Source organism: Pseudomonas sp. B37(2017) (genome assembly GCF_002112885.1).
Classification (GTDB): Bacteria; Pseudomonadota; Gammaproteobacteria; order Pseudomonadales; family Pseudomonadaceae; genus Aquipseudomonas; species Aquipseudomonas paraglycinae.
Map to the genome: position 1 here is coordinate 113,801 of NZ_NEIX01000007.1, position 21,896 is coordinate 135,696.

At 59.4% G+C, this 21,896-nt stretch carries 19 protein-coding genes and 3 tRNA genes; 18 read left to right on the forward strand and 4 right to left on the reverse strand.

Features of this window, described 5'->3' with window-relative positions; all coding sequences use genetic code 11:
• Positions 1 to 16: 16 nt before the first annotated feature.
• From glmM to CAF90_RS18545, 13 genes are all read left to right on the forward strand, one after another.
• Positions 17 to 1,354, forward strand: coding sequence for a phosphoglucosamine mutase (glmM, locus tag CAF90_RS18485; RefSeq protein WP_007953745.1), 1,338 nt, complete (start codon positions 17 to 19; stop codon positions 1,352 to 1,354).
• A 65-nt stretch (positions 1,355 to 1,419) separates the two neighbouring features.
• Positions 1,420 to 2,175, forward strand: coding sequence for a triose-phosphate isomerase (gene tpiA, locus CAF90_RS18490; RefSeq protein ID WP_007953744.1), 756 nt, complete (start codon positions 1,420 to 1,422; stop codon positions 2,173 to 2,175).
• A gap of 4 nt (positions 2,176 to 2,179) precedes the next feature.
• A complete protein-coding gene (gene secG, locus CAF90_RS18495; RefSeq protein ID WP_011332406.1) occupies positions 2,180 to 2,563 on the forward strand; it encodes a preprotein translocase subunit SecG in 384 nt (127 codons plus the stop codon).
• Positions 2,564 to 2,585: 22 nt separating this feature from the next.
• Positions 2,586 to 2,671: transfer RNA gene (locus CAF90_RS18500), tRNA-Leu, on the forward strand.
• 97 nt (positions 2,672 to 2,768) lie between these two features.
• A tRNA-Met gene (locus CAF90_RS18505) sits at positions 2,769 to 2,845 on the forward strand.
• 138 nt (positions 2,846 to 2,983) lie between these two features.
• Positions 2,984 to 3,442 (forward strand): ribosome maturation factor RimP, encoded by a 459-nt coding sequence (rimP, locus tag CAF90_RS18510; protein ID WP_039769696.1) that lies wholly within the window; start codon positions 2,984 to 2,986, stop codon positions 3,440 to 3,442.
• Between the two features lie 47 nt (positions 3,443 to 3,489).
• Positions 3,490 to 4,971, forward strand: coding sequence for a transcription termination factor NusA (nusA, locus tag CAF90_RS18515; RefSeq protein ID WP_003221546.1), 1,482 nt, complete (start codon positions 3,490 to 3,492; stop codon positions 4,969 to 4,971).
• A 27-nt stretch (positions 4,972 to 4,998) separates the two neighbouring features.
• Positions 4,999 to 7,515, forward strand: coding sequence for a translation initiation factor IF-2 (infB, locus tag CAF90_RS18520; protein ID WP_007953742.1), 2,517 nt, complete (start codon positions 4,999 to 5,001; stop codon positions 7,513 to 7,515).
• 159 nt (positions 7,516 to 7,674) lie between these two features.
• Positions 7,675 to 8,076 carry a 30S ribosome-binding factor RbfA gene (gene rbfA, locus CAF90_RS18525; RefSeq protein WP_007953741.1) on the forward strand — a complete coding sequence of 134 codons (402 nt, stop codon included), beginning with the start codon at positions 7,675 to 7,677 and terminating at the stop codon, positions 8,074 to 8,076.
• A 4-nt stretch (positions 8,077 to 8,080) separates the two neighbouring features.
• Entirely contained in the window at positions 8,081 to 8,998 is a 918-nt protein-coding gene (truB, locus tag CAF90_RS18530; protein WP_085608037.1) for a tRNA pseudouridine(55) synthase TruB, read from the forward strand.
• Between the two features lie 141 nt (positions 8,999 to 9,139).
• Positions 9,140 to 9,409, forward strand: coding sequence for a 30S ribosomal protein S15 (gene rpsO, locus CAF90_RS18535; RefSeq protein ID WP_011332409.1), 270 nt, complete (start codon positions 9,140 to 9,142; stop codon positions 9,407 to 9,409).
• Between the two features lie 194 nt (positions 9,410 to 9,603).
• Positions 9,604 to 11,709 carry a polyribonucleotide nucleotidyltransferase gene (pnp, locus tag CAF90_RS18540; protein ID WP_011332410.1) on the forward strand — a complete coding sequence of 702 codons (2,106 nt, stop codon included), beginning with the start codon at positions 9,604 to 9,606 and terminating at the stop codon, positions 11,707 to 11,709.
• Between the two features lie 129 nt (positions 11,710 to 11,838).
• A tRNA-Thr gene (locus CAF90_RS18545) sits at positions 11,839 to 11,914 on the forward strand.
• Positions 11,915 to 11,920: 6 nt separating this feature from the next.
• Here the strand turns inward: CAF90_RS18545 and CAF90_RS18550 are convergent.
• On the reverse strand, positions 11,921 to 12,424 hold the full coding sequence (locus CAF90_RS18550) for a hypothetical protein (protein ID WP_007953733.1): 504 nt from the start codon (positions 12,422 to 12,424) through the stop codon (positions 11,921 to 11,923).
• 276 nt (positions 12,425 to 12,700) lie between these two features.
• On the opposite strand from CAF90_RS18550, the gene CAF90_RS18555 reads away from it, so the two are divergent.
• A complete protein-coding gene (locus tag CAF90_RS18555; RefSeq protein ID WP_085608177.1) occupies positions 12,701 to 13,000 on the forward strand; it encodes a DUF6388 family protein in 300 nt (99 codons plus the stop codon).
• Positions 13,001 to 13,051: 51 nt separating this feature from the next.
• Here CAF90_RS18555 and nadC read toward each other — a convergent pair whose 3' ends face one another.
• A complete protein-coding gene (gene nadC / locus CAF90_RS18560) occupies positions 13,052 to 13,900 on the reverse strand; it encodes a carboxylating nicotinate-nucleotide diphosphorylase (RefSeq protein ID WP_007953729.1) in 849 nt (282 codons plus the stop codon).
• A 255-nt stretch (positions 13,901 to 14,155) separates the two neighbouring features.
• On the opposite strand from nadC, the gene CAF90_RS18565 reads away from it, so the two are divergent.
• The 4 genes from CAF90_RS18565 to CAF90_RS18580 all read left to right on the forward strand — a co-directional run bounded on the left by CAF90_RS18565 (position 14,156) and on the right by CAF90_RS18580 (position 19,988).
• On the forward strand, positions 14,156 to 16,345 hold the full coding sequence (locus tag CAF90_RS18565; protein ID WP_085608038.1) for a DUF1631 domain-containing protein: 2,190 nt from the start codon (positions 14,156 to 14,158) through the stop codon (positions 16,343 to 16,345).
• Positions 16,346 to 16,409: 64 nt separating this feature from the next.
• Entirely contained in the window at positions 16,410 to 16,970 is a 561-nt protein-coding gene (gene ampD, locus CAF90_RS18570; RefSeq protein ID WP_085608039.1) for a 1,6-anhydro-N-acetylmuramyl-L-alanine amidase AmpD, read from the forward strand.
• Entirely contained in the window at positions 16,967 to 17,800 is an 834-nt protein-coding gene (ampE, locus tag CAF90_RS18575) for a regulatory signaling modulator protein AmpE (protein WP_085608040.1), read from the forward strand. Before ampD ends, ampE begins: the two co-directional genes overlap by 4 nt.
• Positions 17,801 to 17,957: 157 nt before the next feature.
• A complete protein-coding gene (locus tag CAF90_RS18580) occupies positions 17,958 to 19,988 on the forward strand; it encodes a methyl-accepting chemotaxis protein (RefSeq protein ID WP_085608041.1) in 2,031 nt (676 codons plus the stop codon).
• A 17-nt stretch (positions 19,989 to 20,005) separates the two neighbouring features.
• On the opposite strand, the gene CAF90_RS18585 is transcribed toward CAF90_RS18580, so the two are convergent.
• Complete coding sequence (locus CAF90_RS18585) at positions 20,006 to 20,782, reverse strand: TatD family hydrolase (protein ID WP_085608042.1); 777 nt, start codon at positions 20,780 to 20,782, stop codon at positions 20,006 to 20,008.
• A gap of 3 nt (positions 20,783 to 20,785) precedes the next feature.
• Positions 20,786 to 21,781 (reverse strand): catabolite repressor/activator, encoded by a 996-nt coding sequence (gene cra / locus CAF90_RS18590; protein ID WP_074691885.1) that lies wholly within the window; start codon positions 21,779 to 21,781, stop codon positions 20,786 to 20,788.
• Positions 21,782 to 21,896 lie beyond the last annotated feature (115 nt).

A 21,896-nucleotide genomic window follows, 5' to 3' on the forward strand; every position in this document is an offset into this window, starting at 1 on the left:
GAATGATGGAGCACTTATGAGCAAGAAATATTTTGGTACTGACGGCATTCGTGGTCGCGTCGGGGAATATCCGATTACTCCTGACTTCATGCTCAAACTCGGCTGGGCTGCCGGTATGGCCTTTCGCAAGATGGGTGCCTGCAAGGTGCTGGTCGGGAAGGACACGCGGATTTCCGGCTACATGTTCGAATCGGCCCTTGAAGCTGGCCTGACATCCGCAGGTGCCGATGTGATGCTGTTGGGCCCGATGCCGACTCCGGCAATTGCCTACCTGTCGCGTACATTTCAGGCCGAGGCCGGAATCGTGATCAGCGCATCGCACAACCCGCATGACGATAACGGCATCAAGTTTTTCTCCGGCAGAGGTACCAAGCTGCCGGATGAGTTGGAGTTGATGATCGAAGAGCTGCTCGACACCCCTATGACGGTCGTCGAGTCGAGCAAGATCGGCAAGGTCTCGCGAATCAACGATGCTTCCGGTCGATATATTGAATTCTGCAAAAGCAGCGTACCGACCAACACCAGTTTTGCCGGTCTCAAGATCGTCATCGACTGTGCGCATGGAGCAACCTACAAGGTCGCACCTAGCGTTTTTCGCGAGCTGGGCGCCGAAGTCGTGGTGCTGTCTGCGCAGCCTAACGGTCTGAACATCAACGATAACTGTGGCTCCACTCATATGGGGCAGTTGCAGGCGGCGGTGCTGTCCGAGCACGCTGACCTTGGGATCGCATTCGATGGCGACGGCGACCGGGTGTTGATGGTTGATCACACGGGTGCGATTGTTGACGGCGATGAGCTGATCTTCATTATTGCGCGCGATCTGCATGAGCGAGGCAAGTTGCAGGGCGGTGTGGTCGGTACGCTGATGAGTAATCTGGGGCTGGAGCTGGCTCTTGCGGATCTGGGGATTCCTTTTGTCCGGGCAAATGTCGGCGACCGCTATGTGATTGCCGAATTGCTGGAGCGCGATTGGCTGATCGGGGGCGAGAACTCCGGACATGTTGTCTGCTTCAATCACACGACGACTGGCGATGCGATCATCGCGGCGTTGCAGGTTTTGATGGCGTTGAAAACCCGTAACGAAGGTTTGGCGCAAACTCGCCAGGCCCTGCGCAAGTGTCCTCAGGTGCTTATCAATGTGCGTTTCGGTGGTGGCGACAGCCCGCTTGAACATCCGGCTGTCAAGGAAGCCAGCAAGCGTGTGACCGAGGCGATGGCGGGTCGTGGTCGTGTGCTTTTGCGCAAGTCCGGGACAGAGCCTCTGGTGCGTGTGATGGTCGAAGGCGAGGACGAAACTCAGGTTCGTGGCTATGCCGAAGAACTGGCAAAACTGGTAACTGAAGTTTCTGCCTGATTCGGCTTGCCAGCCATGATTGTGTTGGGTAACATCTGCGCCCACTTTGACCGACGAGGTACAGCATGCGTCGCCCTATGGTAGCTGGTAACTGGAAGATGCACGGTACCCGCGCCAGCGTCGCTGAGCTGATCAACGGCCTTCGTCATCTGGCCTTGCCAAGCGGTGTTGATGTCGCGGTATTCCCGCCTTGCTTGTATATCAATCAAGTGATTGATGGCTTGAAAGGTAAATCGATTTCGGTCGGTGCGCAGAACTCTGCGGTGGAATCCATGCAAGGTGCGTTGACGGGCGAGATTGCGCCGAGTCAGTTGGTGGATGCAGGTTGTTCCCTGGTGCTTGTCGGGCACTCCGAGCGCCGCCAGATCATGGGCGAGCGAGACGGAATGCTGAATCGCAAGTTCGCAGCGGCACAGGCGTGTGGCTTGATTCCGGTGTTGTGTGTAGGGGAGACCCTGGAGCAACGTGAAGCCGGAAAAACTCTTGAAGTTGTCGGGCGTCAGCTGGGCAGCATCATCGAGGAGCTGGGTGTCGGTGCTTTTGCCAACGCAGTGATCGCTTACGAGCCGGTCTGGGCGATTGGCACCGGGCTGACTGCAACGCCGCAACAGGCTCAGGATGTGCATAAGGCCATTCGCGAGCAGTTGGCGGCAGAGAATTCTGAAGTGGCACGAGGTGTGCGGCTTCTATACGGCGGCAGCGTGAAGGCGGCCAATGCGGTCGAACTGTTCGGCATGCCGGATATCGATGGGGGGCTCATTGGTGGAGCTTCCCTGAATGCAGATGAGTTCGGTGCGATTTGTCGCGCCGCGGGAAACTGAAAAAATGCTGGAAACAGTCGTAGTCGTTTTTCATCTGCTGGGTGCATTGGGCGTAGTTGCTCTGGTTTTGCTGCAGCAGGGTAAGGGTGCGGACGCTGGCGCGTCTTTCGGAGCAGGTGCTTCAAATACTGTGTTCGGAAGCCAAGGTTCCTCTACCTTTCTTAGTAAGTTTACTGCTATACTTGCCGCCGGTTTCTTCATAACCAGCTTGGGGTTAGGTTACTTTGCTAAAGAGAAGGCTCATCAGCTGACTCAGGCAGGTTTGCCAAACCCGGCAGTGTTGGAAGTTCCAAAGCAACAACCGGCTTCTGATGATGTCCCGGTGCTTCAAGAGCAAAAGTCGGCTACTCCAGCGACTGACGTACCTCCAGCTCAAGAGCAGAAGTAAGAAGGGTTTCAAACGTAGTATTGCCGAGGTGGTGGAATTGGTAGACACGCAACCTTGAGGTGGTTGTGCCCATAGGGTGTAGGGGTTCGAGTCCCCTTCTCGGTACCAATTAGTCAGGAGAGCCCGCTGTTGCGGGCTTTCTTGCAGGTGGAAGGTTACATTGACCCTATAAGGGATCGGTCGTATACTTCCGCCCCAGCTTTGTCGCGGGGTGGAGCAGTCTGGTAGCTCGTCGGGCTCATAACCCGAAGGTCGTCGGTTCAAATCCGGCCCCCGCAACCAGTTTAAGGAGCCCCTTTTAAGGGGCTTTTTGTTAGCTGGACACTTTCAACGCCGCTATTCGACGGCGTTTCAAGGATGGGCGTTTCGCCCATTTTTTTATTTTGCATAGCATGCACATACATGCACGAGGGGGTTCAGGTGTCGAGCAAGCTAGAAGAGTTGCAGGCCTTGCTGGCCCCGGTGGTCGTGGCCCTAGGCTATGAATGCTGGGGTATTGAGTTTTCGGCTCAAGGTCGCCACTCAATGTTGCGCGTTTATATCGATAAGGAAGGCGGCGTACTGGTGGACGATTGCGCCATCGTCAGCCGTCAGATCAGCGGTGTGCTGGATGTTGAAGATCCGATCTCCGTTGAATACACCCTTGAAGTTTCCTCGCCAGGCATGGAACGCCCACTGTTCACTCTTGAGCAGTTTGCCAAATATGTCGGTGAACAAGTGAAGATCAAGCTGCGCTCGCCTTTTGAAGGTCGACGCAACTTTCAGGGCCTTCTGCGCGGTGTAGAAGAGCAGGACGTCGTGGTGCAGGTAGATGACCATGAGTTCCTGTTGCCGATCGATATGATCGACAAGGCCAACATTATTCCCAGTTTTGACTGAGACGCGGATCCCGCGGATCCAATGGCTTGCGAAAGGCGAGGCGTACGATGAGCAAAGAAGTACTGCTGGTTGTTGAGTCGGTATCCAATGAAAAGGGTGTACCGGCAAGCGTAATTTTTGAAGCGCTGGAGCTGGCTCTGGCCACTGCTACCAAAAAGCGTTTTGAAGACGAAGTTGATCTGCGTGTGGAAATCAACCGCCACACCGGTTCTTACGAAACTTTCCGTCGCTGGACGGTCGTCGAAGAGAATGATCTCGATGATCCGGCCATCGAAACCTGGCCGAGCAAGGTTGCTGAAACGCACCCTGGCGCCAAGGTTGGCGACGTCGTTGAAGAAAAGATCGAGTCCATCGAGTTCGGCCGCATCGCTGCGCAGACCGCCAAGCAGGTCATCGTGCAGAAAGTGCGCGAAGCCGAGCGCGCTCAAGTGGTTGACGCTTATCGCGAGCGCCTGGGAGAAATCATCTCCGGCACCGTGAAGAAAGTGACCCGCGACAACGTGATCGTCGACCTGGGTAATAACGCTGAAGCGTTGCTGGCCCGTGAAGACATCATCTCTCGCGAAACCTTCCGTGTTGGCGTGCGTCTGCGTGCGCTGCTCAAGGAAATCCGCACCGAGAACCGCGGCCCTCAGCTGATCCTGTCGCGTACCGCGCCGGAAATGCTGATCGAGCTGTTCCGTATCGAAGTGCCGGAAATCGCTGAAGGCCTGATCGAAGTCATGGCCGCATCCCGTGATCCGGGTTCGCGGGCCAAGATCGCTGTCCGCTCCAAGGACAAACGCATCGACCCGCAAGGCGCGTGTATCGGTATGCGCGGTTCGCGCGTCCAGGCCGTGTCGGGCGAGTTGGGTGGCGAGCGTGTCGACATCGTCCTGTGGGACGACAACCCGGCCCAGTTCGTGATCAATGCCATGTCGCCGGCAGAAGTGGCGGCCATCATCGTTGACGAAGATGCCCACGCCATGGACATCGCCGTTGGCGCAGACAATCTGGCTCAGGCCATTGGTCGTGGTGGTCAGAACGTGCGTCTGGCGAGCCAGCTGACTGGCTGGACCCTGAACGTGATGACCGAATCGGACATCCAGGCTAAGCAGCAAGCGGAAACCGGCGACATCCTGCGCAACTTCATCGACGAGCTGGAAGTCGACGAAGAACTGGCTCAGGTGCTGGTAGACGAAGGCTTCACCAGCCTGGAAGAGATTGCCTACGTACCGTTGGAAGAAATGCTCAACATCGACGGCTTTGACGAAGACATCGTCAACGAGCTTCGCGCTCGTGCCAAGGATCGCTTGTTGACCAAAGCCATCGCTACTGAGGAAAAGCTGGCAGACGCCCATCCGGCCGAAGACCTGCTCTCGCTTGAGGGTATGGACAAGGATTTGGCGATGGAACTGGCGGTGCGCGGCGTAATTACCCGCGAAGACCTGGCCGAGCAGTCTATTGACGACCTGCTCGACATCGACGGCATTGACGATGATCGTGCCGGCAAGTTGATCATGGCCGCCCGAGCCCACTGGTTCGAGTAATTAGGCGCGGCCTGAGGAGAGAAGTGCATGACGCAAGTCACGGTGAAACAACTGGCCGATGAGGTCAAAACACCGGTAGAGCGCCTGTTGCAGCAGATGCGTGAGGCAGGTCTGCCGCACACCGCCGCCGAAGAAAATGTGACTGACAGTGAGAAGCAATCCCTGCTGACCCACTTGAAAAGCAGCCACAAGGCGAAAGTGGAAGAACCACGCAAGATCACGCTGCAGCGTAAAACCACCAGCACCCTGCGTGTGGCTGGCAGCAAAAGCATCAGCGTTGAAGTCCGCAAGAAGAAAGTTTTCGTACAGCGTAGCCCGGAAGAAATCGAAGCCGAGCGCAAGCGTGAACTGGATGAACGTCGCGCAGTAGAAAATGCTGCCCGTCAGAAGGCTGAAGAAGAAGCTCGCGTTCGCGCCGAAGAAGAAGCGCGTCGCCAGCCTGCTGCGCCGTCCGCTCCTGCCGAAGCCGTCGCTGCACCTGCGCCAGTGGCCGAACCTGTGCGCGAAGCCGCGCCGGTTGTGGCTGCTGCCCCAGCTGCCGACACTCGCAAGCGTGACGAACAGCGCCGTCCGGACAAACCACGTGCCGACGACAACAACCGTCGTGGCGGTGGTGATGGCGAGCGCAAAAACGCTCCGCATCGCGCATCGGTCAAGGAAAAGGCTCCGGCTCCACGTGTGGCGCCACGCACTACCGACGAAGAAAGCGATGGCTTCCGTCGCGGCGGTCGCGGCAAGGCCAAGCTGAAAAAACGCAACGCCCACGGTTTCCAGAGCCCTACCGGCCCTGTCGTGCGTGAAGTGAAGATCGGCGAAACCATCACTGTTGGCGATCTCGCTCAGCAGATGTCGGTGAAGGCTGCCGAAATCATCAAGTTCATGTTCAAACTGGGTACTCCAGCGACCATCAACCAGGTGCTTGATCAGGAAACTGCTCAACTGGTAGCCGAAGAACTGGGCCACAAAGTGACCCTGGTCAGCGACACCGCCCTGGAAGATTCCCTGGCCGAATCCCTGAAGTTCGAAGGTGAAGCGGTTCCTCGTGCGCCGGTTGTGACCGTAATGGGCCACGTTGACCACGGTAAGACCTCGCTGCTCGACTACATCCGTCGTGCCAAGGTAGCTGCTGGCGAAGCCGGCGGTATCACCCAGCACATCGGTGCATACCACGTTGAAACCGAACGCGGCATGGTCACCTTCCTCGACACCCCTGGTCACGCCGCGTTTACCGCCATGCGTGCCCGTGGTGCCAAGGCGACCGACATCGTGATCCTCGTGGTTGCGGCGGACGACGGTGTGATGCCACAAACCATCGAAGCCGTTCAGCACGCTGTTGCTGCTGGCGTTCCGCTGGTGGTTGCGGTGAACAAGATCGACAAGCCGGGTGCAGATCTCGATCGCATCCGTAGCGAACTGTCGGCCCACGGCGTGACCTCTGAAGACTGGGGTGGCGACACTCCATTCGTTCCGGTCTCCGCGAAGATGGGTACCGGCGTCGACGAACTGCTTGAAGCTGTATTGCTGCAGGCTGAAGTTCTCGAACTGACCGCCACTCCTTCGGCTCCTGGCCGTGGTGTCGTGGTTGAATCGCGTCTGGACAAGGGCCGTGGCCCGGTGGCGACTGTTCTGGTTCAGGACGGTACGCTGCGTCAAGGCGACATGGTGCTGGTCGGCTCGAACTATGGCCGCGTGCGCGCCATGCTCGACGAGAACGGCAAGCCGATCAAGGAAGCGGGCCCGGCCATTCCGGTCGAGATCCTCGGCCTGGACGGTACGCCTGACGCTGGCGACGAGATGAGCGTGGTTGCCGACGAGAAGAAAGCCCGTGAAGTGGCTCTGTTCCGTCAAGGCAAGTTCCGCGAAGTCAAACTGGCTCGCGCTCACGCCGGCAAGCTGGAAAACATCTTCGAAAGCATGGGTCAGGAAGAGAAGAAGACGCTCAACATCGTCCTCAAATCCGACGTCCGTGGTTCGCTGGAAGCTTTGCAGGGCGCTCTAAACGGCCTGGGCAACGACGAAGTGCAAGTGCGCGTGGTCGGTGGCGGCGTCGGTGGTATCACCGAATCCGATGCCAACCTGGCACTGGCTTCCAACGCTGTACTGTTCGGCTTCAACGTGCGTGCCGATGCCGGCGCACGGAAGATCGTCGAGCAGGAAGGTCTGGACATGCGTTACTACAACGTGATCTACGACATCATCGAAGACGTCAAGAAAGCCCTGACCGGTATGCTTGGCAGCGATGTTCGCGAGAACATCCTCGGTGTGGCCGAAGTCCGTGACGTATTCCGTTCGCCTAAGTTCGGCGCCATCGCCGGCTGCATGGTGATCGAGGGTACTGTTCACCGTAACCGTCCGATCCGTGTACTGCGTGAAGACATCGTTATCTTTGAAGGCGAGCTGGAATCCCTGCGCCGCTTCAAGGATGACGCTTCCGAAGTACGTGCCGGCATGGAATGCGGTATCGGCGTGAAGAGCTACAACGACGTCAAAGTCGGCGACAAGATCGAAGTCTTCGAGAAGGTTCAGGTTGCTCGCAGCCTCTGACTCGCGCACTTCAAGGGCCACGTCGGGCCGCCGCATGCAAGTGCGCGGCACGGCGTCAGGACTCTAAACGCAACGCCCGGTCTGGCTTTTGTCAGGCCGGGCGTTTGCCGCTTTCAGACCTTGCGGGTTTCACCGCGGGGCAGTAACAGGTAACAAATCATGGCAAAAGAATACAGCCGTACCCAACGTATCGGCGATCAGATGCAGCGTGAGCTGGCCCAACTGATCCGTCGTGAAGTCAAAGACCCGCGCGTCGGCCTGGTCACCATTACCGCTGTGGAAGTCAGCCGTGACGTCGGTCACGCGAAGATCTTCATCACTGTGATGGGACAGGACAACGCCGAAGACATCGCGCAAAGCATCAAGGTGCTCAACGCTGCCGCCGGTTTCCTGCGCATGCAGCTGGCCCGCGAAATGAAGCTGCGCAGCGTGCCGCAATTGCACTTCCACTACGACGAAAGCGTCGTGCGGGGTGCGCACCTGTCGGCCCTGATCGAGCGCGCCGTGGCTGAGGACAATCAGCACGTGGCTGCGGCAGAACCCGAAGACACCAAGGAGTAACTCGGTGGCTCAGGTCAAACGTATCCGTCGTAACGTCAGCGGCATCATCCTGCTCGACAAGCCGCTGGGGTTCACCTCCAACGCCGCGTTGCAGAAGGTCCGCTGGTTGCTCAACGCCGAGAAGGCCGGTCACACCGGCAGTCTCGATCCCCTGGCCACCGGCGTTCTGCCGCTGTGCTTTGGCGAGGCGACCAAGTTCTCGCAGTATCTGCTCGATTCCGACAAGGGTTACGAAACCCTGGCGCAACTGGGCAAGACCACCACCACGGCGGACGCCGAAGGTGAGGTTTTGCAGGAGCGTACGGTGACCGTTGGTCAGGCCGACATTGAAGCGGTTCTGCCGAAATTTCGTGGGCAAATCAGTCAGATACCGCCGATGTACTCCGCTCTCAAGCGTGATGGCCAGCCACTGTACAAGTTGGCCCGTGCAGGCGAAGTAGTGGAGCGCGAACCGCGTTCTGTTACTATTGCGCGCTTGGAATTGCTGGCCTTCGAAGGCGATACTGCGCGTCTTGCGGTGGATTGCAGCAAGGGCACCTATATTCGCACCCTGGTGGAGGATATCGGTGAGCAACTCGGTTGTGGTGCGTACGTCGCTGAACTGCGTCGTACCCAGGCCGGGCCTTTCACCCTGGCGCAGACCGTGACCCTCGAAGAGCTGGAAGCGGTACATGCCGAAGGCGGCAACGAAGCGGTCGACCGCTTCCTGATGCCATCGGACAGCGGCCTGCAGGATTGGCCGTTGCTGCAGTTCTCGGAAGCGAGCGCGTTCTACTGGCTCAACGGCCAGCCGGTACGTGCCCCGGATGCTCCGAAGTTTGGCATGGTGCGGGTACAGGATCACAACGGTCGCTTCATCGGAATCGGTGAAGTGAGCGAAGACGGGCGCATCGCGCCGCGTCGACTGATTCGGTCAGAATGACCGGAAACCGGTCTGTGTAACAGCAGGCCGGCGAGTGTGGCTGTCAACAGGCACGGTCACTACTCATTTATAGATACAGGGATTTGTCCCTGGCCTGTTGAAACTGTTTTTGAAACAGTTTCCTGATAAAAGGATTGCCTCATGGCTCTCGACGTTCAAGAAAAAGCTCAAATCGTTGCCGACTACCAGCAAGCTGTTGGTGACACTGGTTCGCCAGAAGTGCAAGTTGCACTGCTGACCGCCAACATCAACAAACTGCAAGGTCACTTCAAGGCCAACGGTAAAGACCACCACTCCCGTCGTGGTCTGATCCGCATGGTTAACCAGCGTCGCAAGCTGCTGGACTACCTGAAAGGCAAGGACGTGAGCCGTTACAGCGCTCTGATCGCTCGCCTGGGTCTGCGTCGCTAATCAGCGATTGCGCTATGAGGTTGGTTGTCTGTCAGACGTCAGCGGGTTTCCGCCGGCGTCCGGCAGGCTCCCAGCCTCAAGTTTTATCTGGATACACGTTTTACCCTGGACAGGCGTTGGGCCGATTCCCGACATTGCCCAAGAATTTCGCAAGAAACCAGTTCCCCCAAGAGCCACAAAGAAGGTAGGACACCGTGAACCCGGTAATCAAAAAATTCCAGTTCGGTCAGTCGACCGTTACCCTCGAGACTGGCCGTATCGCCCGTCAGGCCTCCGGCGCAGTATTGGTCACCGTTGACGACGACGTCAGCGTATTGGTGACCGTAGTCGGTGCCAAGCAAGCCGATCCGGGCAAGGGCTTCTTCCCTCTGTCCGTTCACTACCAGGAAAAGACTTACGCTGCCGGTAAGATCCCTGGCGGTTTCTTCAAGCGTGAAGGCCGTCCTTCCGAGAAAGAAACCCTGACTTCCCGACTGATCGACCGTCCGATCCGTCCGCTGTTCCCGGAAGGTTTCATGAACGAAGTGCAGGTTGTCTGCACCGTCGTTTCCACCAGCAAAAAGACCGATCCGGACATCGCTGCGATGATCGGTACCTCGGCAGCCCTGGCGATCTCCGGCATTCCTTTCGACGGCCCGATCGGCGCCGCTCGCGTTGCTTTCCACGAAAGCACCGGCTACCTGCTGAACCCGACCTACGAGCAGCAAGCTGCCTCGAGCCTGGACATGGTTGTTGCCGGTACTTCGGACGCCGTGCTGATGGTTGAATCGGAAGCCAAAGAGCTGACCGAAGACCAGATGCTGGGCGCAGTACTGTTTGCTCACGACGAGTTCCAGGTCGTAATCAACGCCGTTAAAGAACTGGCTGCCGAAGCTGCCAAGCCAACCTGGACCTGGGCACCTGCTCCAGAAGCCACCGAGCTGCTGGCTGCTATCCGTTCCGAGTTCGGCGAAGCGATCTCCCAGGCTTACACCATCACCATCAAGGCCGACCGTTATGCGCGTCTGGGCGAGCTGCGTGATCAGGTTGTTGCCAAGCTGTCCGGTGAAGAAGGCCAACCTTCGGCTGCCGACGTCAAAGCTGCTTTCGGCGAAATCGAATACCGCACCGTTCGCGAAAACATCGTTAACGGCAAGCCACGTATCGACGGTCGCGACACCCGCACCGTACGTCCGCTGAACATCGAAGTCGGCGTTCTGCCGAAGACCCACGGTTCGGCACTGTTCACCCGTGGCGAAACCCAGGCTCTGGTAGTCGCGACTCTGGGCACCGCCCGTGACGCACAACTGCTGGACACTCTGGAAGGCGAGAAAAAAGACCCGTTCATGCTGCACTACAACTTCCCTCCGTTCTCGGTGGGCGAGTGTGGTCGCATGGGTGGCGCCGGTCGTCGTGAAATCGGTCACGGCCGTCTGGCCCGTCGTTCGGTTTCGGCCATGCTGCCAGCCGCTGACGTGTTCCCTTACACCATCCGTGTGGTATCGGAAATCACCGAATCCAACGGTTCGAGCTCGATGGCTTCCGTTTGCGGCGCTTCCCTGGCCCTGATGGACGCTGGCGTTCCGATGAAGGCGCCGGTTGCCGGTATCGCCATGGGTCTGGTTAAAGAAGGCGAGAAATTCGCTGTTCTGACCGACATCTTGGGTGACGAAGACCACCTGGGCGACATGGACTTCAAAGTTGCCGGTACCGCCAAAGGTGTGACCGCGCTGCAGATGGACATCAAGATCAAGGGCATCACCGAAGAGATCATGGAAATCGCTCTGGGCCAAGCCCTGGAAGCGCGCCTGAACATCCTCGGCCAGATGAACCAGATCATCGGCCAGTCGCGTACCGAACTGTCGGCCAACGCTCCGACCATGATCGCGATGAAGATCGACACCGACAAGATCCGTGACGTTATCGGTAAAGGTGGCGCGACCATCCGTGCGATCTGCGAAGAAACCAAGGCTTCGATCGACATCGAAGACGACGGTTCGATCAAGATCTTCGGCGAAACCAAGGAAGCGGCTGAAGCAGCACGTCAGCGCGTTCTGGGCATCACCGCAGAGGCCGAGATCGGCAAGATCTACGTCGGCAAGGTTGAGCGCATCGTCGACTTCGGCGCATTCGTCAACATCCTGCCGGGCAAGGACGGTCTGGTTCACATCTCGATGCTGAGCGACGCTCGCGTAGAGAAAGTGACCGACATCCTGAAAGAAGGCCAGGAAGTGGAAGTGCTGGTACTGGACGTGGACAACCGCGGCCGTATCAAGCTGTCCATCAAAGACGTGGCAGCGGCCAAGGCTTCGGGCGTTTAATCACCCCGCAGCGTTAGCCCAATAAAAATGCCCCGCCGTGAAAACGGCGGGGCATTTTTTTGTCCGTGAAATATCGAGTCATTCTGCAAAGTTGCCGACCTTCAAGACCGGTGCTAGGTTTAGCCCACCGCCCGTGTAGCTCAGCCGGTAGAGCAGCGCACTCGTAACGCGAAGGTCGCAGGTTCGATTCCTGTCTCGGGCACCACTTCCCTTATTTCACCTTGCGGCTCAACTCCTCGACGGTGCGCTTGAGTTGATCCATCGCGCGATCCTGATCGTTGAGTTTCTGCTTCAGGCTGGAGATTTCGCTGTTGTTCGAGCTGGAGCTGGAACCGCTATTGCGTTTGAGGTCTTCAACCTGACGGCCGAGCGTATCGAGCTGACGATCCTGTTCCTTGACCTTGTTCTTCAGATCTTCAATCTCCCTGCCACTCGAGCTCGAACTGGAACCGCTGCTGCGCTTGAATTCTTCAATCTGACGCGACTGCTCGTTGATGGTGTCGCGCATCTTTTTCAGCTCCTCGACTCCGATGCCGCTCTTGATCACGACGTCTTTGCCGAAATCGTTGTGAATGGCGGAGATCTGGTCGCCATAGGAAGGGCTGCTGCTACTCAATTCAACTGCCATTGCGCTGGCCGGCAGGGCCAGGGTGCCCAGCAGGGCGGTCAAAGTGGTGGCGGACACAACAGAAGAAATCTTCGAAAAGCTGCGCATCACTGGGTTTCCTTGTGAACAGCGAAGGTGAGTGCCGATATGGCACATCGCTATGACTTGAAAATCCGGTTTATGTTCCGCAGGTCAACTTTTTGTGGGAGAGATGTAAAGTCCCGTGTAATTCGCTCGCCAAACGTCCTATATTCGTTGTCTGCATGAGCATCGCCCAGCAGTTTTCAGATGATCCCGAATGGTTCCGAAGGCCGGACAGTCCGCGTCAGAGAGATCCTTGATGATCCAGATCCATCCTCCATTCCTATGATCAGCGAGAACGCCATGACCGAATTAACTCAAGAGCAACGTCACGAAGAAGCGCTTAGAAAATACATCCTGGATGTTCCGGATCTGAAGGAAGAGATCAAGGACCTGAGTCCCGATGATCAGAAAGACCAGATCCAGTGGGCGTTCGAAGACGAAGCCGAAGCCCAGGGCCTGCAACCTTGGGAGTTGACCCTCAAGTACACCAGCACGCCTGAGGAGTTCGAGGCCAAGCGCCTGGATCTGCACAAGGAAGCGGCCGAAGTGTTGGGCGTCGAGTGGGATGAATACTGCGAGATGAACAATCTGGTGGTCTGAAACAAAAACGCCAGCCTCGAAAGGGCTGGCGTTTTTTATTGTGTGGACGACTCAGATGCTCAGGCGCATCGACAGGTCCACGGCTTTCACATCCTTGGTCATCGCGCCGATCGAGATGTAATCCACCCCGGTCTGGGCGATCGGCAGCAGCGTGCTTTCGTTGATGCCACCACTGGCTTCCAGTTTCGCCTTGCCGCCGTTCAGGCGTACGGCTTCGCGCATGTCATCGAGGCTCAGTTCGTCGAGCATGATGATGTCGGCACCGGCGGCCAGCGCTTCTTTCAACTCCTCCAGACTTTCCACTTCGATTTCCACCGGTTTGCCCGGGGCGATCTTGTGTGCAGCGGCAATGGCCTGCGGGATGCCGCCGCTGGCAGCGATGTGGTTTTCCTTGATCAGGAACGCGTCGTAGAGACCGATGCGATGGTTATGGCAACCGCCGCAGGTGACCGCGTATTTCTGCGCCAGACGCAGGCCCGGCAGGGTCTTGCGGGTGTCGAGCAGTTTCACCGAAGTCTCGGCAACGAAGTCCGCCAGGTACTGCGCGCGGGTCGCCACGCCCGACAGCAATTGCAGGAAGTTCAGTGCGCTGCGTTCACCGGTCAGCAGTGAACGGGCAGGGCCTTCCAGATGAAACAGCGGCTGGTTCGGCGAAACCCGTTCGCCATCGCGCACCTGCCAATGCACCGCCACCCGTGGATCGAGCTGGCGGAACACCGCATCGACCCACGCCGTGCCACTGATGACGGCGGCGTCGCGGGTGATGATGGTGGCTTTGGCCAGGCGTTCGGCCGGGATCAGTTGCGCGGTGATGTCGCCGCTGCCGATGTCTTCGAGCAACGCACGGCGCACGTTGGCTTCGATTTCGGCGGTCAAATCGGCGAGACGTAGATTCGGCATAACGGGCTCCACAAACTAAGTGGCCCGATTATAGGGGCATGGCGTCGGCCAACCCAAGGCGAGAACAGCCACGCAGCGCTGCATCCGGTCGATTTTCTTTGAGCAAACCCGTTTCTGTCGTGGTCACTGCAAGGTGTCGGCGCATAGGGGAAACCCTGACGGCTCTGGCGCCGGGGACATCTTTTGCAAGATAATCCGCCTTGCATTTGACGCCATGAGTTTGACGTCGGCAAATCACCGTTTCAGGAGGCTTGGATGCACAACGACGGGAATGTAGTGCCTCTGCACAAGGCCACTACCGATCAGGCGACTCACTCGCCGCTCGCCCGCCTGCCTGTGATTCTGCTTCAGGTTCGCGACAAGGCTGCCCAGCGCCTGCGCAACGGTTTGCAGGAGCTGTTCGATAACGCCGACGACACCCTGTTCGAAATGGCCGACCGGGCGCGTAACGACGTCGAGCAGAACATCTTTTTCGAAGCCATGCGCGACCTGCGCCTCAAGCGCAAGAACATCGAGCGCGGGTTTCTCGAGCAATTCTTTGAAGCCTTTGTCGGCCTCACTCAATTCGATCCCGTCCCCACCGTGCTTTCTCACGCCTTGCAGCATGAGGACACAACCGCGCGAACCGATGACATGGAGCGCAATGTCGCGGTCGAAACCATGGTCGGCCGCGTGCTGAATCGCGACGGGTTCGCCCTCGACCAACTGACCGCGCGATTCAATGCGCTGTTGGGCAAGACCCTGGACGATCAATACAACCCGCTGGGCCCGGCGATGCTTTGCGAATACTTCCTGCAGGCGGGGCGCAATCTGGGGGTGGAGATCAAGGTCAAACTGATCCTGCTCAAACTGTTCGAGCGCTATGTGCTGGCCGATACCGATCAACTCTACGCCGAAGCCAATCAACTGCTGATCGCCACGGGCGTGTTGCCCGAGCTCAAGCCGGCACCGGCCCGTCGCGCCATCGATCAGGCCGTGGCCAGCGTGCAGAGCGAATTCGAGGGCGTCGACAAAACCCAGACCGATGCCGGCGTGCAGGAGGTCTTCGCCGCGTTGCAGGAGTTGCTGCTGCACGTGCGCGGCACCGTTGCGCCGACCCTTGAACCCAGCGCCCCGGCGCAGCCGATTTCCACCCGCGACTTGCTGCGCCTGCTCTCGCACTTGCAGCAATATGTACCGGCGCTGGCGGTGCAGGACGACTTCGATCTGCGCCATCAACTTGAACAGCTGTTGACCCGAGTGAGCGTGCGCAGCGGCAAATCACGAATCGTCGGCGGGGCCGACGAGGACGTGATCAATCTGGTGGCCATGGTCTTCGACTGCATCCTCGATGATCGCAACCTGCCGGATTCGCTCAAGGCGCTGATCGCCCGGTTGCAGATCCCGATGTTGAAGGTCGCGGTGATCGACAAAAGCTTCTTCAGCCGCAGCAGCCACCCGGCGCGTCGCCTGCTCAATGAAATCGCCGAAGCGGCGATGGGCTGGGGCGAGTGCGACGGCAATGCACGCGACAGCCTGTACTTGCGCATCGAGCAAGTGGTGCAGCGCCTGCTGACAGACTTCGTCGATGACCCGGCGATTTTTTCCGAATTGCTGGCGGACTTTCTCGCGTTCACCAGTGACGAGCGCCGTCGCAGCGAATTGCTTGAACAGCGTTTGCGCGATGCCGAAGAGGGTCGGGCGAAAACCGAACTGGCCCGCCAGCGGGTCGAGCAGGCGCTGAATCAGGCGTTGCTGGGCAAAGTCCTGCCACCGTCGGTGGTGACGTTCGTGCAGGAGGCCTGGAGCAAGGTGTTGCTGCTGACCTGCCTCAAGCACGGCGATCAGTCTGCCGAATGGCAGGCCGACGTGCAGACCATGGAGCAATTGATCTGGAGCGTGCAGCGCCACGACGACGCAGAAGCCGGCCTGCGTCTGCTGGCGCTGGTGCCGGGGTTGCTCAAGTCATTGCGCGACGGCCTGAGCAGTTCGGCCTTCGATCCGTTTGCCACCAGCGGCTTTTTCAGTGAGCTGGAAGCGCTGCATGTGCGCCTGCTCGAACCGTCCAGCGAGCCGGATCAGACCGCGCTGCCGGAAATGATCGAAGTATCGCAGGCGATTGTCTTGCAGATGGCCGACGACGGCCTTCAGTCTCGCACGCCGGCGCGTTTGCCGGCCGACGACGCAGGTTTGCGTCAGGTCGATCAGCTGCGCCTGGGCAGTTGGGTGGCGTTCGAAGAAGACGAAGAACACACGCTGCGCTGCAAACTGGCGGCGATCATCGAGGCCACCAACAAGTACGTGTTTGTCGACCGCACCGGGATGAAAGTGCTGGAGCGCGACCGCACGGAACTGGCCCTGGCGTTCCGTCGCGGCGCGGTGCGGACGCTGGACGACACCTTGCTGTTCGACCGTGCGCTGGAGTCGGTAATCGGCAATCTGCGACGGCTCAATCGCGGCAAGTGATCGCGCGCCGGGGGCCGATCACGGCATACTGGTCGCCAACACAGTCGGCGTTGAAGGAATCGGTATGCAGTTGGATCCCGCAAGCGGGTGGTGTCATGGGGTGCAGGTCTGCCCTTCGCCCAACTTCAATGAACGCCCGGCGGGCGAAGTCTCCCTGTTGGTCATCCACAACATCAGCCTGCCACCGGCGCAGTTCGCCACCGGCAAGGTGCAGGAATTTTTCCAGAATCGTCTGGATGTCACGGAACATCCCTACTTTGCCGGGATCGCCGACCTGCGCGTGTCTGCGCATTTTCTGATCGAACGTGACGGCAAGGTCACCCAGTTTGTCTCCTGTCTTGAGCGTGCCTGGCATGCCGGTGTTTCGGTGTTCGAGGGACGGGAAACCTGTAACGATTTTTCCGTGGGCATCGAGCTGGAAGGCACCGATGATCTGCCGTTCACCGATGCGCAGTATCAGGCGTTGATCCTGCTGACCCGCCATTTGCAAAAAGCGTTTCCGGCGATCACTGTCGAGCGCATCTGCGGGCACAGCGACATCGCCCCCGGACGCAAGACCGACCCCGGACCCGCATTCGACTGGGCACGCTACCGCGCCGCCCTGGCACAAGAGGAAGGACAATGAGTTTTCTGGTGTTACTGCTGGCGGTATGGATCGAGAAGTTCTCGGCCCTGCGCCAACGGGTTCAACGCGATGGCGGATGGATCCGCGAACTGCACAAGCTGGAAACCGGCGGGCTGGCCAAACAGCCGTGGCTGGTGCTGACCGTCCTGGTGTTGCTTCCGGTGGCGCTGCTGGGATTGCTGCTGGTGGTGCTGGACCCGGTGGCCTACGGTCTGCTGGCGTTGCCGGTGCATTTGCTGGTGGTGATTTACAGCCTGGGGCGCGGTGATCTGCTCGGCGAACTCGGGCCGTTTCGCGACGCCTGGCGCCGTGAGGATCTACAGGCCGCCGCCCATGTGGCCAAGCGTGATCTGAACATCTGCGCTGAAAGCGGCGAACAATTGCTGGAGCAAGTGCAACGGCATCTGTTGTGGCAGGCCTACCAGAGTTTCTTTGCGGTGATTTTCTGGTACTTCCTGCTCGGCCCGGTCGCGGCGCTGAGCTATCGCCTGCTGGCGCTGGCGGAAGAAAACGCCCAGAACCCGGCGGTGGCCGAACGCGCCGGGCAATTGCGTCATGCCTTCGACTGGGTGCCGGTGCGGCTGCTGGCGGCGAGCCTTGCCCTGGTCGGCAATTTCGTCGCGGTCAGCCGGGTGATGCTGCACGAGCTGCTGAACTGGAACATCAGCGCTGCGCAACTGATCAACAAGGTCGGGCTGGCTGCCGGGGAAATCCCGCCGGCCGCTGTCGGTCCCGAAGGCATCAACACCCTCGACTGCCTCTGGGAATTGCTGCTGCGGGCGGCGGTGCTGTGGTATGCCGGCTTTGCCCTGTGGACGGTACTCGCATAGGCCGAACGCGTGACGAGGGGGGCAATCCCCCTCGTTAACCTTAAGTTACAAAACCTCCCTTCGATTTGAGCTATACAGAGATGGCGCCCGATAGTGGCTATCTGCTGTCGCCCCGCGCCTGCCAATAAAAACAAGAAAAAACCAAGGGAGACTTCCAGTGAAGAGCTTGCTCTATCCCGCCGTCTCGCTGATGAACCGCTTGAGCTTCGGCATGAAGTTCAGCCTGATCAGCGTGCTGTTCCTGGTGCCGATGCTGGTGACCAATTTCTACCTGGTGCGCGATTCCTATCGCGAATTCCAGGGCACCCGGGTGGAGCTGCAGAGCCTCGACCTGCTGGGCAGCAGCCTGACCCTGCGCCGGGATCTGGAAACCCTCAACAATCTGGTGCAGATCAACGTCACCCTCGGTCAGTCCGGCAAGGCCGGCAATGTCGAGGCGCAGATCACCAGCCTTGAGCAAAACGTCCTGGCCCGCCTGCAAGGGCTGACGCCCATGACCGAGGATCCTGAGCAGATCAAATTCTTCGAGACCAAGCGCGATGAAATGATCGCTGCGTTCAAGAACCAGCAAGCGGAAAACTCCCTGCAAAGCAAAAGTGCGCTGATCGGCAAACTGCTGGGCAATGCGCAGGTTTTCAGCCAGATCGTGGCCAGCCAGGCCGGGTTGAGTCGCGACAATCAGGGCGACATACGCCAGCTCAGCGAGCTGATCACTGCGACTACGCCGGCCGTCACCCAGGCCTTGGGCGAAGGTCGGGCGATGGGCTCGTATTCATTGGGCCAGGGCTTTCTCAACAGTTCGTCGAGCACCCGCTTCGACGAGTTGTTGGTGCAGATCGAAAAACTTCAGGCCGAATATGGCCTGAAATTGCAGGATGCGCTGGGCTCCAGCAAAGCTGCCCGTGACTCCCTGAGCACCCCGGCGGAGGCCAGCAAGGCCACGCTGAAACAGGCCAGCACCCTGATCGAAGAACAAGTGGTGATGGCCGAAACGCTCGACGCCCCGTGGCAGGCGTTTTATGACCAGGTCACCGGGCTGATGGACCAGACCTATCAGCTCAACGACGCCACCCTGAAATTCCTCGACACCCAGTTGCAGCAGCGTCTGGGGCAAAACCGCACGCACATGGTGCTGCAAGCCGTGGCGTTGTCGGTGGTGTTCGTGTTGATTTTCTATCTCTACGGCGGCTTCTACGCGTCGACCCGCGCCACCCTGAAAAACCTCGGCGCCATGATGGATAAAGTCGCGGCGGGCGACATGACGGTGAATTTCCGAGCCAACAGCCGTGATGAACTCGGCGAGTTGGGCGAAGTGTTCAACGGTACGGTGAGGAAAATCCATGATCTGATCGAGCGGGTCGGCCACACCGTTGGCGAGGTCGAGCGGCAGGCGGGGCAGGTGGAAAACGTCTCGGCGCAAAGCAATCAGGCGGTCGCCGGGCAACGTACGCAGATCGAGCAAGTGGCCACCGCGATGAACCAGATGTCGGCGACCTCACTGGAGGTGGCACGCAGTGCAGCGGCAGCGGTCAGCAGCGCCCACAGCGTGAACGACGAAACCATCAGTGGTCGCGGACTGGTGGAATCGCAGCAGGGCAGCATCGCGGCGCTGGCGAGCGAAATTGATCAATCGGTGCTGGTGATCAACCAGTTGGCCAGTGACAGCCAGTCGATCAGCCGCGTTCTGGAAGTGATCAAGAGCATTGCCGAACAGACCAATCTGCTGGCGCTCAACGCCGCGATCGAGGCCGCGCGGGCCGGTGAGCAGGGGCGTGGTTTTGCCGTGGTCGCTGACGAAGTCCGCACGCTAGCCAAACGCACTCAGCAATCGACCGAAGAAATCGAGCAGATGATCGCCAAACTCCACGGTGGCGTCGGCGCGGCAGTGAAGGCCATGGGCGTCAGCCATCAGATGGCCAACGGCACGGTGGGGCAGTCGGAAAAAGTCCAGCAGGCGCTGGAAAACATCCTCGGTGCTGTCGGCATGATCGTCGACCAGAACCAGCAGATTGCCGCCGCCGTCGAGCAGCAGACCGCCGTCGCCCACGATATCGACCAGAACATCGTCGAGATCAACCGTGCCGGCGAGCGCACCGCAGAAGGCGCGCATCAGACCGAAGATGCCAGTCGCGCGTTGTCGGCGCAGGTGGTCGAGTTGAAGCAGTTGATCAGCGCGTTCCGGGTTTGACGTGTCCTGCCGACTGTTTACCAGTGAAACAGTTGGCAAGCGTTAGCGGTACTGGCGGCGGCCAGTTGTTCCTGATCGATGTTCATCAATGCGGCGAGTGATGTGCAAATCGCCGGCAGATGCGCCGGCGTATTGCGAATGCCGGGGTACATGGCGGGCGCCATGTCCGGAGAGTCGGTTTCCAGCACCACCGCGTCCAGCGGCAAATCGGCCAGCACCCGGTGCATGCGCAACGCCTGCGGCCAGGTTGGCGCACCGCCAAGACCCAGTTTGAAACCGAGCTTGATGTATTCCCGCGCTTCTTCACGGCTGCCGGCGAACGCATGGATGATCCCGGCACGCTTGAGCTTGAAGCGCTTGAGCGTGGCAATCACCGCCGCATGGCTGCGCCGCACGTGGATCAGCGCCGGCAACTGGAAGTCCGCCGCCAGTTGCAGTTGCGCTTCGAACAGCGCTTGCTGGCGCTCGCGGTCGAGGGTTTCGATGAAGTAATCCAGGCCGATTTCGCCGACCGCGCACAGCTGCCGATGACCTTTTAGCCGTGTCAGCCAATCGCCCAGTGCATTCAGGTCTTCAGGCCGATGCTGATCGAGGTAGACCGGGTGCAAACCGAACGCCGCGTACAGATCGGCGTCGCTTTGCACCAGATCCCACACCCGTTGCCAGTTCCCCTCGTAGACCCCGAGCACCACCATTCGCCGCACCCCGAGGGCGCGGCTTTCGCTCAGCAGCGCCGCGCGGTCGGCGTCGAAGTCGGGGAAGTCCAGATGGGTGTGGCTGTCGATCAGCTCCACGGCTCAGTCCCGGTGAATACGCTGCTTGAAGGTACGGGCGATGGCCTGCACGCCAGGCTGGTAATCCGATTGTTCGACCGCGGCCAGCGCCAGTTCCAGCGCCTTGTCGGCGATCAACTGGTGCTGCTGGGCCATGGCGTTGACCGGCAGCGGCAGGAAGTCCAGCAACTGGGTGTCGCCGAATGTGCCGAGGCGCAACGGGCGGTTTTTGAGCGGGAAGTCATGCAGCGCGTCAAACACGCCCTGCAACAGCACGTAGGACGTGGTCACCAGCGCGTCCGGTAAATGTCCGAGGCGTTGCAGGAGTTCTTCCATCAACTGCTTGCCGCACTCGCGGCTGAAGGACTCGGCGTGCTCGATCAGCACTTCGCCCTTGAACCCGGCCAAGGCCTGCTTGAAACCGGCCGCACGTTCCTGGCTGATGCTCAGTTCCGGGCGGGCGCCCAGCAGCACGATCTGTTTCGGCTGCGGGTCGAGCAGGCTTTCGGTCAGGTGCAGGCTGGCTTCGCGGTCGTCGCTGACCACCGAGCAGAAATGCTCGGCATCCATCACCCGGTCGATGGCAATGATCGGCAAACCCTTGGCCTGCAACTGACGATAACTGTCGTCGCCGGCCGGCAGGCAACTGGCGACGATCAACGCATCGCAGCGCCGGGCGCGGAACAGTTGCAGCAGTTGCCGCTCGCTGTCCGGTGCATCGTCGGAGCTGGCGATCAGCAATTGATAGCCGCGTGCCCGGGCGCCTTGCTCCAGCAGTTTTGCGATCCGCGCGTAACTGGGGTTTTCCAGATCCGGCAGGATAAAACCCAGGGTCCGGGTGTGCCGACTGCGCAGCCCGGCCGCCTGTGGATTGGGGGTAAAGCCGTGCAGATCAACCACCGCCCGCACTCGCTCGACGGTCGCGGTGCTGATGCGTTGCTGTTCGGCCTTGCCGTTGATGACGTAGCTGGCGGTGGTCACGGACACTCCGGCCAACCGCGCGATATCACTGAGTTTCAACCCGGGATTTCCTTGTTTTTTCGAGCTTGCCGCGACATTTTCGCCAATCCTACCCGATTCAGGCAGGCGACCATTGTCTCAGCGCATCCGACAAGTTGGACTTCAAGGATGGGAC

What these genes read in the sequence shown, in the direction of transcription:
- CAF90_RS18565 (WP_085608038.1), top strand. Translation starts at nt 14,156, where the DNA reads ATGCACAACGACGGGAATGTAGTGCCTCTGCACAAGGCCACTACCGAT.
- tpiA (WP_007953744.1), top strand. Translation starts at nt 1,420, where the DNA reads ATGCGTCGCCCTATGGTAGCTGGTAACTGGAAGATGCACGGTACCCGC.
- nusA (WP_003221546.1), top strand. Translation starts at nt 3,490, where the DNA reads ATGAGCAAAGAAGTACTGCTGGTTGTTGAGTCGGTATCCAATGAAAAG.
- infB (WP_007953742.1), top strand. Translation starts at nt 4,999, where the DNA reads ATGACGCAAGTCACGGTGAAACAACTGGCCGATGAGGTCAAAACACCG.
- CAF90_RS18550 (WP_007953733.1), bottom strand. Translation starts at nt 12,424, where the DNA reads ATGCGCAGCTTTTCGAAGATTTCTTCTGTTGTGTCCGCCACCACTTTG.
- CAF90_RS18555 (WP_085608177.1), top strand. Translation starts at nt 12,701, where the DNA reads ATGACCGAATTAACTCAAGAGCAACGTCACGAAGAAGCGCTTAGAAAA.
- nadC (WP_007953729.1), bottom strand. Translation starts at nt 13,900, where the DNA reads ATGCCGAATCTACGTCTCGCCGATTTGACCGCCGAAATCGAAGCCAAC.
- rpsO (WP_011332409.1), top strand. Translation starts at nt 9,140, where the DNA reads ATGGCTCTCGACGTTCAAGAAAAAGCTCAAATCGTTGCCGACTACCAG.
- ampE (WP_085608040.1), top strand. Translation starts at nt 16,967, where the DNA reads ATGAGTTTTCTGGTGTTACTGCTGGCGGTATGGATCGAGAAGTTCTCG.
- rbfA (WP_007953741.1), top strand. Translation starts at nt 7,675, where the DNA reads ATGGCAAAAGAATACAGCCGTACCCAACGTATCGGCGATCAGATGCAG.
- glmM (WP_007953745.1), top strand. Translation starts at nt 17, where the DNA reads ATGAGCAAGAAATATTTTGGTACTGACGGCATTCGTGGTCGCGTCGGG.
- ampD (WP_085608039.1), top strand. Translation starts at nt 16,410, where the DNA reads ATGCAGTTGGATCCCGCAAGCGGGTGGTGTCATGGGGTGCAGGTCTGC.
- secG (WP_011332406.1), top strand. Translation starts at nt 2,180, where the DNA reads ATGCTGGAAACAGTCGTAGTCGTTTTTCATCTGCTGGGTGCATTGGGC.